We start from the raw sequence: 12,867 nt of genomic DNA, 5'->3' as shown, positions 1-12,867 counted from the left end.
AAGCTTCGCTTTGCCCAATAATGCTTCAACAGTACAAGAGTGCGACGCAACAGGCGATGCCATAATTTACAAAAGCACGGCTCAAAAAAAAAACCCGCAATTCTGCGGGTTCGTTATTGATAAGCCTTTTATTACGCATACATTTCTTCGCGTAGTTGTTTTACCCTTGCATCTTCCATGTATTCATCAAACGTCATCAGCCTGTCTATGGTGCCCTTAGGCGTTAACTCAATTACACGGTTGGCAACAGTTTGCATAAATGTATGGTCATGAGATGTAAGCAAAACAATACCCGGGAAGGTTTGGCAACCATCGTTAAAGCTTTGAATGCTTTCGAGGTCCAGGTGATTGGTTGGCTGATCGAGCACAATGAGGTTGGGGTTTTGCAACATCATGCGGCTGATCATACAGCGCACTTTTTCACCACCGCTCAATACGTTTGTTTTCTTCATGATGTCATCTCCGCTAAACAACATTTTACCAAGAAAACCACGGAGGAAAGGTTCATCTGCATCAGTAACATGTGGTGGTACAAACTGGCGCAGCCAATCCATCAGCGTTAGGCCTTCTGTAAAGAATTCCTGGTTCTCTAATGGCAGGTATGCTTTGGTAATTGTTGTGCCCCACTCAAACGAGCCACCATCTGCGGTGCCGTTACCATTGATGATTTCGAAGAAATTGGTTACAGCCAGCGGGTCTTTACTAAGAAAAGCAATTTTTTCGCCTTTATTAATGCTGAATGAAAGGTCTTTAAACAATGGACGGCCATCAACGCTTTTACTCAGCTTCTCAACATTTAAAATCTGGTTGCCCACTTCGCGCAATGGCTGAAAGATGATGCCGGGATATTTCCTGTTGGACGGTTCAATTTCTTCGATATTCAGTTTTTCCAGTGCTTTCTTTCTCGAAGTTGCCTGCTTACTCTTCGATGCATTGGCAGAAAAGCGTGCAATAAAGTCGATGAGCGCCTGGCGCTTCTCTTCCATCTTCTTGTTCTTGTCTGTAAGCTGCCGTGCAATTAATTGTGAGCTTTCGTACCAGAATGTGTAGTTGCCGGTATAGATCTTGATCTTGCGCTTATCAACATCTGCCACGTGTGTGCAGATCGTATCCAGGAAGTGACGGTCGTGGCTTACCACCAATACCACATTCTGGTAGTCTGCCAGGAAGTTTTCCAGCCAGCCGATTGTTTCAATGTCGAGGCCATTGGTAGGCTCATCCAGCAACAGGATGTCGGGGTTGCCAAATAAAGCCTGCGCCAGTAATACACGCACTTTAAGCGTACCCGGAATATCTTTCATCAGGCTTTGGTGGTATTCGTCTTTTACGCCAAGGTCGTTTAACAGGCTGCCGGCATTGCTTTCCGCTTCATAGCCGCCCATTTCACCAAAGTCGGCTTCCAGTTCGCCGGCACGCATGCCATCTTCTTCTGTAAAATCTTCTTTGGCATAAATGGCTTCGCGCTCATGCATTACATCCCACAGGTGCTTGTGGCCCATGAGTACAGAGTTTAAAACCGTTTGTTCATCAAATTCAAACTGGTTTTGTTTCAATACCGCCATACGTTCGCCGGGCGTAATATCTATAGAGCCTTTGTTAGGTTCAATTTCACCGCTTAATATTTTAAGAAATGTACTTTTACCGGCACCATTCGCACCAATAACGCCATAACAATTGCCTTTGGTAAAGTTTAGGTTTACCTCATCGAACAGCACCCGCTTGCCGTAAGCCAGTGTTACATTTTTTACACTAATCATTGATTACTTGCTAAATTTTGAGGGTGCAAAAGTACGGCTAAACACGGGAAATAAAAAGGAAAGAAACTTATGGGGCCGGCGATAGTTTTTCATGGCATCGGCTGTTGCCACGCTCGTTTCAACGTTCCGCTTTTATGGCGGCTGCAGCGATCCGTGTTTTTGGCCTGTGGCGAAAGCGAAGAGCAATATTGCATTGGCAGTTATTTTTTGAATGGCAATTTGGCTAAAGCCATCAGGAGTTGTTTTCCTCCCACGCCCTGAAGGGCGGGGTAATAGCAGAGTAAAAGTGGAATCTGTCTTCTTTTAATCAGCGTGCATGCTTCTTTATCACAATGCTTTCTCAGGTATTGCCGCGCCCTTAAGGGCGCGGCAAATGAAAATATTTAATTGGCTTTAGCCAAACAGGGCCTTACTTTCAGCATTAAAATGCCATATATAAAAGTGTGGATACATTATGTCTGGAGTGTTAAAAACAGGCAACCAATCCTCATAGATAAGTTCAGAGATAAATTGTTTCAACACATAAGGGAGAATGCAATAAAGAAAAATATTTACCTGGATAGGGTAAATGGCTACACTGATCATGTGCATTGCCTTATATCTTTAGGCTCTGATCAAACAATAGAAAAAGTAGCCCAGCTTATAAAAGGGGAATCATCTTTCTGGTTTAACAACAAATCAGGATTTAAATCCCACCGTCTCGAATGGCAGGATGAATACTTTGCTGTGTCAGTAAGTGAGTCAATGCTTGACACCGTGCGAACTTATATTGATAAACAGGCAGAACATCATAAAAGGAAGAGTTTCGAAGAAGAGTACAATACATTCATTGATAAATATGATTTTCGGCAATTTGGCTAAAGCCATCAGGAGTTGTTTTCCTCCCCCGCCCTGAAGGGCGGGGTAACAGCAAAAAATGACTTTCTCACTCCATTTATTTTTATAGCCACTCTTACTGTTTACAAGAAGCTGCAGCAAGCTCATAACGTTTTCTCAACGGTCAAAATCTATCAATAATCAGCACACACAATGCAACACATCTCAGGGCGTTCAGCAATGATAGTATCTTAACCACGCTTCTGTAAAATTCCAATATAAGATGCACGTCAGAAACACCTGCTATATATTACGTACACAATTTCTCCACTGCAAACGTTTGTACCCTATATTTATTCACCGTTTTCAAACATAAAGCTGCATTATCACGTTCTTACTTTAGTGCTAATTGCATTTTAATGTGTAAGAAATACGGTTTAAATAATAAAAGCTAAATTGCGGCGCATTTTTCACCAAAACGATTGACATGAATTTTAGAAGTTTTCAGGTTCCTTACCAGGTAGATGAGCAATATTCTAAACGTGTTGCCTATTTCTCAATGGAGTTTGCTGTACACAATGCATTAAAGATTTACAGTGGTGGTCTTGGCTTCCTGGCTGGTTCTCACATGCGTAGTGCGTATGAACTAAAGCAGAATCTTATCGGTATAGGCATTTTGTGGAAATACGGCTATTACGACCAGGCACGCAACCAGGACCAGACATTACAGGTCACCTGGATGGAAAAAATATATTCTTTTCTCGAAGATCCAGGAATCAAGTTCCAGATATTGATACATGAACATCCTGTTTGGGTAAAGGCATATTACCTCAACCCTGAGACGTTCAACACAGCACCTATGTTCCTGCTCAGTACAGATTTGCCGGAAAATGATTACGTGTCTCAAACCATTACACACCGGTTGTACGATGCAAACGTAGCAACAAAAGTTGCCCAGTTTATACTGCTGGGTGTAGGCGGCGCAAAACTGGTAGATGAGTTGGGTTTTGCTCCCGATTTTTATCATCTTAATGAAGCGCATGGTATATCTTCTGTTTTTTACCTGCTCAATAAATTCAAAAGCGTGGATATGGTACGCAAACACCTTGTGTTTACTACCCACACACCGGAAGAAGCCGGCAACGAAAAACATGACATTTACCTCTGCCATAAGATGAGTTATTTCTGCGGTCTCAGCATAGATGAAGTACGAAGACTTACCGGCTTAACAGATGACCAGTTTAACCACTCACTCGTAGCATTGCGTTTTGCAAAAATTGCCAACGGCGTATCGCAGCTCCATGGTCATGTGTCGAGGGAGATGTGGGGTAAGTACACCGGTATATGCCCGATCATTTCTATTACCAATGCGCAAAACTGGCGCTACTGGGCAGATAAGCAGTCTTATCGTGCCATGGAAGAAGGGAATGACTGGGCCTACGATGACAGGAAGAAATACCTCAAAAGAAGGGCATTCAATAATGTGATTGCAGACCAGACAGGAAAACTGTTTGATCCAAATATCCTCACTATTGTATGGGCACGCAGGTTTGCAGGTTATAAACGTGCAGACATGATTACCCACAACAAAGAAAGGTTTGAAGCACTTATGAACAATAAGAAATACCCTGTGCAGATCATCTGGGCAGGCAAGCCTTACCCGTTAGATTATCCTGCCATTTCACAGTTCAACAGCCTGGTACACCTTAGTAAGAATTACAAAAATATGGCTGTATTAATCGGGTATGAATTGTGGCTGAGCAAACGTTTGAAGCAGGCAGCAGATATATGGCTCAATAACCCACGTGTCCCCCGCGAAGCTTCGGGCACAAGTGGTATGACTGCAGCCATGAACGGTGCAGTAAACTTTTCAACAGATGATGGTTGGATACCTGAGTTTATCAACCATGGTCACAACGGTTTTGTAGTGCCAAAAGCAGACTATGAAAACATGACTGTTCATGAACAGGATCAATACGATCTCGATAAAATGTACGACATTCTCGAAAACCAGGTATTGCCATTATACTATGACAATTACGATACCTGGCGCCAGATCATGAAAAACGGAATGCGTGATGTGCGCTTCCAGTTTGACAGTAATCGTATGGCCCACGAGTATTATGAACTGATGTATCAATAACATACTGTGTATGTCAAATCAGATCCCGCCAGGAAACTGGCGGGATTTTTTTTATACACGAAATATTATGTACCCGGCTGCAGAACATGCATCAGGCTGTTGTTGCGTCGCACTCTTGTACTGCAAGCGCTCTATGCAGCAACGGGCACAGCCTGGCTGCATACATCACCGTCTCGTTTACAATATGGCTGCTAATAACATACTATAAAATCATAGCCTGGCAATTTAACGCCTATTGCCTTGCAGCTAAAATTTAAAGGGTGCTGTTATGGAAATTATAAATACCTGCATCTGGTAGTATAAAAGCATTATTTTAAAGGCGTGAACAAGAACGCATACACAAATATCACCGATCAGCAATTGCTCGACCGCTATTATGCAGAGCAAAACAACCAGTTGCTTGGTGTATTGCTGGAGCGCTATACCATGTTGTTGCTTGGTGTATGTATGAAGTACCTGAAGAATGAAGAAGAAGCAAAAGACGCGGTACAACAAATATTCCTGAAAGTAATTACTGAATTACAGAAATATAAGGTGGATTATTTTAAGAGCTGGTTATACATGGTTGCACGCAATCATTGCCTGATGAAGCTGAGAGACAAAAGTGGCAGGTTAATAAAAGAGATACAGGATCATATGCCCATAGCAGCTGAAACAACAGATGCAGTAACCTTACAGGAAAAGGATGCCATACTAAATCACATCGGCGATTCTCTGGAAGAACTTACCGAAGAGCAGAAAACATGTGTAACTTTATTTTACCTGCAAAAGAAAAGTTATAACGAGATTGCCTCTGTTACCGGCTTTACCCTTATGCAGGTGAAGAGCTATATACAAAACGGCAAACGAAACCTGAAAATACTTGTAGAAAGAAAGATGAATCAATAATGGCAGACCTTGGAAACATATTAGCCAACGATGATCAGTTGAATGAAGATCAGTTACGCAGGTATCTTGCAGGTAATGCTGATGCCAGTGATATTCATGCTGTGGAAAAGCAAATGGCTGATGATGATTTTATGAATGATGCTGTAGAAGGTTTACAGGATTTTTCTTCTAATGCCAGGCTGGAAGATTATGTATCGCAACTTAATAAAAAGCTGCACCAGCAACTGGAAGTACCAAAGGAAAGAAAAAAGAAAAGAGCTATTAAAAACCTTACCTGGGTTGTAGTTGCAGCAATCATTATATTGTTGTTATGCATTATTGGTGCATGGATCATTCGCATACAACGCGAACGGGAAAGCCAGAAAAAAAATATTATTACAACCGCTTTTGTAATGCAACACAAATCTATACACGGGTAAGCCTGTTAATAATGGCTGCGTGTTGCGGGTATTGTGTTACAAGCTTGTTCCTGCCGGCAAGTTCAAAATCTTCAAAATCAAAACCCGGGGAGACCGTACAACCCACAAAGCAAAAACTGCTTTCTGCTGCCGGCTCAGATGCAAACCAGCAACCCGCCGGTACAACAAACTGGAATAGCTCCCCATTTAAAACACTACAGCCAAGCCTTGTGGTGGTCAGTTGTCCGTTTACATCTATAACATGAATAAGCAGGCAATCACCGGCATAAAAATGCCAGCATTCATCACTTTGAATACGATGAAATGCCGAAAAGTTTTCCTGTTGCAGCAAAAAATAAATAGCGGTCGAAAAACTCCGGTCTCCTTTAAACCGCGCTGGCAGAGCAGCTTTGTCCACTGTTTCGAAAGACCTGTATGTTTCTTTGTAGAAGCCTCCTTCAGGATGTGGAAGCATATTGTATGCAGCTATTAATGCAGCTGCGTTTATAGCCTGGTTATGCATGCGTAAATATAATGATCAAAAGGTTTTTATTGCGTATGGTTATGTGTACAGAGACCGGTTGTGCTACTGCCCAATTGTATTGTTGCAGTTAAAGTGTGCGACGCAACAGGCGGTGATAGTAGTAATGCAGCTGACATACAAAAAATAATGCCTGTAATAGATAACCTGTAATGTTCAATTACGTTTTTCATTTTGGCGGCTACACATACAGGAGTACATTTACAACACAATATCTAACGATAAAATGTTGCACTATGGCACTCGATAAATTTGGCATTGCTAAAAGAATTGCGCAGGAACTTGAAGACGGGATGTATGTAAATCTTGGTATTGGTATTCCAACGCTCGTGGCCAATTTTATTCCGCAGGGAATGACGGTTATTTTGCAAAGTGAGAACGGGATGCTCGGTATGGGGCCGTACCCTACGGCAGATGAAATTGATGCAGACCTGATTAATGCGGGCAAAGAAACCGTAACAGTTATTCCGGGTGGTGTATTCTTTGACAGTGCGGAGAGTTTTGGCATGATAAGAGCCGGGAAAATTGATCTTACGGTATTGGGAGCAATGGAGGTGAGCGATTCGGGTGATATTGCCAACTGGAAGATCCCCGGCAAAATGGTGAAAGGCATGGGTGGTGCAATGGATCTTGTGGCGAGTGCAAAAAATATTATTGTTGCCATGCAACATACAAACCCTAAAGGCGAGAGTAAGCTGCTTCGGGAATGCTCTTTGCCGCTTACCGGTGTAAAGTGCGTTAAAAAAGTAGTAACCGAACTTGCCGTACTGGAGATTACGCCAGATGGATTTTTATTGACAGAAACTGCGCCCGGCGTAACGGTAGAAGAAGTCATTGCCAAAACAAAAGGACGCATACGTGTGGCAGATGATGTAAAAGAAATGTTGTTGTAGATTTTGTGTTAACCGAATCTGTTACAGCAGTTTATTCGTATCTGGAGACATTGTTGATGTTTCAGATTTTAATGATGTTGAAAATACGGTGCCCGGAACTTGAAAAAAAACTTAAAATGCCCTTAACTTTACCGCGTTGTTGTAGATAGCTTAAGAGCACAAGTCAGCCATTAAACCGTATAAATTCTGTCTTTTATGAGTATTGCCCTTTTAGGTGTGTACCCGGCTGCAAAGCCTTTATCATCTTCGTTGCGTCGCACTCTTGTACTGCAGAATAACATGCGGCAAAAATGTCTGAAACGGACAAAAAAAGCTTTATCAGGCGAAATATTAAATTCCGTACAGCGTTTATAGTTTTTTAGCGTTTTCTAAACCAGTTGGTGAAGAATGATGCGGTTTTAAGTTCCGCATGGAAAATACCCATTATAAAATATTACACGCAGCAGGTATTGCAGGAAGCAGGTAGTCTTTCGTTACTGTGCAAGAGGCGTGGGTGTGTGGTAATAAACACTCTAAAAAACACCGGGTTAACTGTTTTAAAAGTTTGAAGACCAGTAGAAGCTTATGATCTCAATTTGCACATTGTGGCAGCATCGTATTTTTTTGTTCAGGCGTCTTACACTGCTGGTAATAGCGGTTTTTTCATGTGTAGTTGTTTTTTCGCAGGTAACTGCAGATTTTAATGCTTCGGTTACTACGGGCTGTAGCCCTCTGCTGGTAAAATTTACAGACGCATCGTCAGGCGCTCCATCACAATGGCTGTGGGACCTTGGTAATGGTGTAAGATCAACGATTGACAACCCCAGTACAATCTATTCTACACCGGGTACTTATACAGTAAAGCTTCGTATACGAGGTGCAGGCGGGGAAGATTCAATAATCAAAACAAATTATATAACGGTTTACGCAAAGCCGACACCTAAGTTTAGCGTTTCGCCGGCAACAGGTTGTATACCCCTGGATGTAAATTTTGTAGATTCCAGTGACCCTGGAAGTGGTACCATTCAAAGCTGGGTGTGGGATTTTGGTGATGGAACTTCATCAATTGACCAAAGCCCTGCCCATACATACATATCGGCCGGCACATTCAATGTCAGTTTATTCCTGGTAAATAGTTTTGGTTGTCAGCAATCTGTAATAAAACCAGCCATTGTTAACCCTTCAGACTCTGTGCATGCAGATTTTGATTATAATTATACTAACATTTGCCGCCCGCCAACGCTGGTTAATTTTACAAATAAATCGGTTTCTGCATCGCCACTCACTTATGCATGGGATTTTGGCAATGGCGCAACATCTGCGGCTACTAATCCATCGCAGACATACACCACGCCGGGAACGTTTAATGTGCGGCTGATTGCAAACAACGGCACTGGTTGCGCTGATACCGTTACCCACCCTATTTCAATAGGTAACGTTTCGGCCAATTTTTCCATACCGCAGGGAATTTGTATAAACGAGCCGGCGGTTATGCAGGACTCATCCAGCCCTGTTGCAGTTTCAGCCACCTGGGATTTTGGCGATGGCACAACAGGTACCGGCTTGAGCGTTACGCATACATACACTACCCTTGGTACTTACACAGTTACCTATACTGCAAATTTTGGAGGATGTACAAGTATTGTGACCAAAACGGTAAATGTAACAGGCAAGCCGGTTGCGGCTTTTAACTCTGCATCAGTACTTACATCGTGTACGGCACCTTTAACGGTGGCATTTAACAATACTTCTGCCGGGGCAGCAGGATACCTGTGGGATTTTGGAGACGGCTCAACATCAACCGAATTTGCACCGCAACATACTTATACCATTAGCGGTAACTTTACTGTTAAACTAACAGCAACAAGTGCAGGCGGTTGTAGTCACACTATCACAAGAACGAACTATGTACGTATCAATCAGCCAAAAATAACAGGGTTTTCGAATTTACCATTTTTAGGCTGTGCACCCGCAACTGTTCCATTCAAGGCCATCATTACCAGCCCGGAGAAGATTGATACATACCTCTGGAGTTTTGGAGACGGTGCTACATCCGGCCAGCAGGCTCCTACGCATACATACCAGAATACCGGAACATTCAATGTAACACTAACTGTAACCACTGTCAGTGGTTGTACCGCTACATACACTTTACCATCTGCAGTTGATCTCTCTCCAAAACCGGTTGCTGCCTTTAACGCCACTCCTGTAAGCGGTTGTGCATCTGATAGTATACATTTCAGGGATGAAAGCATTGGTAATGTGGATACATGGACGTGGCTTTTCGGAGATGGCTATGCAAGCTCCAGCCAAAACCCTATACATCATTACAGAGATACAGGTAACTTTTCTGTAGTGCTTATTGTGGCTTCGAATGGTTGTAGTGATACGTTGGAAAGACTGAACTACATTAACATCGACCCGCCCGTTGCCGCGTTTACAACCAATGAAAGCTGTGCTTTGCCATACATAAAGGATTTCCAGGACAATTCGATAGCTCCACAAAGCTGGAACTGGGATTTTGGTGATGGCTCAACATCAACAATACCCAGCCCATCGCACACATACACAACACCTGGAACATACACAGCTACATTGATCGTAAAGAATGCAGGTTGTTCTGATACGCTTTCCAATACTATTTTGGTGATTGATGAGCAGCCTAAATTTAAAGCACGTCCTTTAACAGGTAAAGCCTGTAAGTATAACGATATTGAATTCTCGGCAGGCAATCTTAATATGGCGAACGTTACGGGTATAAGATGGATTTTTGGCGATGGCATTACCACCGTTTTTAGTGTTAACAACGACACAATTATCCATCGCTTTGACAGTGCTGCAACATTCAACACAAGAATGATCGTAAGCTATATCAACGGCTGCTACGATACCATTTTTTCGGAAACACCGATTGTTATCAAAGGGCCTAAAGCAGATTTTTCCAATGCAGCAGGAACCTGCGCAGGTTCTTTGTTTACGTTTACAGATTTGTCAATACCAAATACGGCAGCACTTACACGTTGGGATTGGAATTTTGGCGATGGTAACACCGCTACTTTTAACAGTCAGCCTTTTCAACATACTTATGCTGATTCCGGAACGTATGCGGTACAATTAAAAGTCTATGACGCTGATGGTTGCTATGACAGTGTGCTTAAAGCTGCGTCTGTAATAATTGGCAAGCCCTATGCTATTTTTTCCATTGCCGACACTTTAAAGTGTACCTCTAATGATGTGGTATTTGTGGATTCATCGGCCGGTTTGTCGTTGCAGTATACGTGGGATTTCGGTGACGGTACTACTTCTGCACAGCAGTCGCCCGTGCACAGATACCAGAATGAAGGCATCTACACCGTTAAACTTAAAGTAACAGATGTGTACGGTTGTATGGATTCGATGGTTAAACCAGCTTCTGTCACCATTTCTAATCCTATAGCCGCATTTACAATCTCAGATTCTGCTTCTCGTTGTACATTGCCTGTTCAGACTACCAGCCAGTCTCAAAACTACAGTACGCTAAACTGGGATTTTGGAGACGGCGGTACATCAACTCTGGATGATCCATTCCATTTATACACAGTACCGGGTCCATACAAAATAATGTTGGTTGCCCAGGGTTATGGTACATGCTACGATACCGCCTACCGCAATGTTGAGTTAAAAGGTCCGTATGGTACATTTCAATTCACCAATAATGATGGCTGTTTTCCTCATGCTGTAAATTTTAAAGCTACTGCAACAAGTACCGTGGCATATATATGGGATTTTGGTGATGGTGCGGTAAAGAAAACAATACCTGACAGCACTTCTTATACTTATACAACTCCGGGTATATTCGTACCCAGGCTGCTGCTGGAAGATTCCAGCGGTTGTACGGTTGCAATAGAGTCTTCAGATACAGCGAAAATACTTGGTGTAAAACCCAAGTTTTACTTCCAGGGCAGTATTGGTTGTGATTCGTCGCTGGTTTTATTTACCGATTCGTCTTATGTTTCATTAGATCCATTAGCAAGCGTAGTATGGAATTTTGGTGATGGAAATACTTCCGGTGTTGTAAGCCCGGGCCATTATTATAAGGCATCAGGAGATTACCTCGTTACCCAAACGGTTACTTCCGTAGCAGGATGTATTTCAACCTATACTTTGCCAATACAGGTTGACATAAATAAAGCGCCCAAACTTGTACTCAGCGTAACTGATTCTGCCTGCGTGAACAGTGAAGTTCTTTTCGGCGTAACAGATACGGCTGCAATTCCAGAAACCTTGCAATGGCTTTGGAATATTGGCAATGGCAATCAATACAACACGCCGTCATTCAGCTATACATATACCGCACCGGGTGTATATACAGTAAGTGTAACAGCTACTGCAGATGTAACCGGTTGTGCAGATACAGTGTCAAAAAGCCTCACAATACTTGGACTACCTGCGGTAAACGCCGGTGTAGATACGTCTATATGTGTAAACACATTTGCAACCCTTAGTCCATCGGGTGCGGCAAGCTATGTGTGGGTTCCAAATGCTTCATTGAGTTGCACAAATTGTACAAACCCGTTGGCCGGTCCTTCGGCAACTACTACCTATTATGTAACCGGCGCCGATGCTTTTGGTTGCCAGGCATCAGACTCGGTTGTGGTAAACGTGGTATTGCCTACCAGGCTCGTATTGTCAACCAACAGCGATACATTATGTACCGGTAGTTTTATACAACTGGCCGCGAGTGGTGCTGACAGATATCAATGGCAGCCGCCAACAGGCTTAAGCAATCCAGGTATCAGCAATCCTGTAGCTACGCCCTCTGTAAGTACTTTATACACTGTGACAGGTAGTGATAATGTTGGGTGTTTCGCCGATACACAGCAGGTATATATAGAAGTAGCGCCGTTGCCTGTCTTCTCTATAAAAGATAGTTTTGTTACGCTTAATGCAGGTTCTCAGTATACCATCACCACTACCAGTTCTCCGGATGTAATTTCCTGGAAGTGGGAGCCGCCGACAGGTTTACAAACACCTGTATCAGCGCAGCCGGTGGCCTCTCCCAAAACCAAAACAACTTATATAGGTACCGGTATAAATAACTGGGGTTGTACCGCCACCGATCAAATAACCATTGATGTGTTGTGCAATAATGCCAATGTATTTATTCCAAATACTTTCTCTCCAAACCGCGACGGTGTAAATGAAATATTCCTGCCACGCGGTAAAGGGTTGTACAGCATTAAATCGATGAAAGTATTTAACAGATGGGGTGTAGCGGTGTTTGAGAAATGGAATTTTGCAGCAAATAATCAAACGCAGGATGGCGGCTGGGATGGTAATTACCAGGGTAAGCCGCAGCCATCAGATGTTTATATTTATGTTATTGATATTGTTTGTGAAAATGGTACACCGCTTAGTTATAAGGGTAACGTAACGTTGATAAGGTAGTGTACAGGAATACTTAAAGAACTAC

The 12,867-nt window shown here is 42.8% G+C and carries 8 protein-coding genes; 6 read left to right on the top strand and 2 right to left on the bottom strand.

Going from position 1 to position 12,867, the window contains the following annotated elements; translation table 11 throughout:
- Positions 1-131: 131 nt before the first annotated feature.
- Positions 132-1,757 carry an ABC-F family ATP-binding cassette domain-containing protein gene (locus tag I5907_RS01195; protein WP_196988923.1) on the bottom strand — a complete coding sequence of 542 codons (1,626 nt, stop codon included), beginning with the start codon at positions 1,755-1,757 and terminating at the stop codon, positions 132-134.
- Between the two features lie 387 nt (positions 1,758-2,144).
- Here I5907_RS01195 and tnpA point away from each other — a divergent pair, with 387 nt between their 5' ends.
- The 4 genes from tnpA to I5907_RS01175 all read left to right on the top strand — a co-directional run bounded on the left by tnpA (position 2,145) and on the right by I5907_RS01175 (position 6,023).
- On the top strand, positions 2,145-2,618 hold the full coding sequence (gene tnpA / locus I5907_RS01190) for an IS200/IS605 family transposase (RefSeq protein ID WP_231401925.1): 474 nt from the start codon (positions 2,145-2,147) through the stop codon (positions 2,616-2,618).
- A 442-nt stretch (positions 2,619-3,060) separates the two neighbouring features.
- The gene (glgP, locus tag I5907_RS01185) at positions 3,061-4,716 is read left to right on the top strand and encodes an alpha-glucan family phosphorylase (protein WP_196988922.1); all 1,656 of its coding nucleotides are present in this window, start codon (positions 3,061-3,063) and stop codon (positions 4,714-4,716) included.
- Positions 4,717-5,037: 321 nt separating this feature from the next.
- On the top strand, positions 5,038-5,604 hold the full coding sequence (locus I5907_RS01180; RefSeq protein ID WP_196988921.1) for a sigma-70 family RNA polymerase sigma factor: 567 nt from the start codon (positions 5,038-5,040) through the stop codon (positions 5,602-5,604).
- On the top strand, positions 5,604-6,023 hold the full coding sequence (locus I5907_RS01175) for a hypothetical protein (RefSeq protein ID WP_196988920.1): 420 nt from the start codon (positions 5,604-5,606) through the stop codon (positions 6,021-6,023). Before I5907_RS01180 ends, I5907_RS01175 begins: the two co-directional genes overlap by 1 nt.
- Here I5907_RS01175 and I5907_RS01170 read toward each other — a convergent pair.
- Positions 6,010-6,525, bottom strand: coding sequence for a cupin domain-containing protein (locus tag I5907_RS01170; RefSeq protein ID WP_196988919.1), 516 nt, complete (start codon positions 6,523-6,525; stop codon positions 6,010-6,012). The genes I5907_RS01175 and I5907_RS01170 overlap by 14 nt on opposite strands.
- Positions 6,526-6,779: 254 nt before the next feature.
- Between I5907_RS01170 and I5907_RS01165 the strand changes: the two genes are divergently transcribed.
- Together I5907_RS01165 and I5907_RS01160 are read left to right on the top strand one after the other, a co-directional pair.
- Positions 6,780-7,436: a 3-oxoacid CoA-transferase subunit B gene (locus tag I5907_RS01165; RefSeq protein WP_196988918.1), complete on the top strand. Its 657-nt coding sequence runs from the start codon at positions 6,780-6,782 to the stop codon at positions 7,434-7,436.
- 564 nt (positions 7,437-8,000) lie between these two features.
- Positions 8,001-12,842 (top strand): PKD domain-containing protein, encoded by a 4,842-nt coding sequence (locus I5907_RS01160; protein ID WP_196988917.1) that lies wholly within the window; start codon positions 8,001-8,003, stop codon positions 12,840-12,842.
- Positions 12,843-12,867: the final 25 nt, after the last annotated feature.

It is taken from the genome of Panacibacter microcysteis, assembly GCF_015831355.1.
Lineage (GTDB): Bacteria > Bacteroidota > Bacteroidia > Chitinophagales > Chitinophagaceae > Panacibacter > Panacibacter microcysteis.
The sequence above is the reverse complement of the archived record's forward strand: the minus strand, read 5'-3'. Positions and strand labels throughout refer to the sequence as shown.

Coding starts and splice junctions, on each gene's coding strand:
- I5907_RS01160 (WP_196988917.1), top strand. CDS start 8,001: ATGATCTCAATTTGCACATTGTGGCAGCATCGTATTTTTTTGTTCAGG.
- I5907_RS01165 (WP_196988918.1), top strand. CDS start 6,780: ATGGCACTCGATAAATTTGGCATTGCTAAAAGAATTGCGCAGGAACTT.
- I5907_RS01170 (WP_196988919.1), bottom strand. CDS start 6,525: ATGCATAACCAGGCTATAAACGCAGCTGCATTAATAGCTGCATACAAT.
- I5907_RS01175 (WP_196988920.1), top strand. CDS start 5,604: ATGGCAGACCTTGGAAACATATTAGCCAACGATGATCAGTTGAATGAA.
- I5907_RS01195 (WP_196988923.1), bottom strand. CDS start 1,757: ATGATTAGTGTAAAAAATGTAACACTGGCTTACGGCAAGCGGGTGCTG.
- glgP (WP_196988922.1), top strand. CDS start 3,061: ATGAATTTTAGAAGTTTTCAGGTTCCTTACCAGGTAGATGAGCAATAT.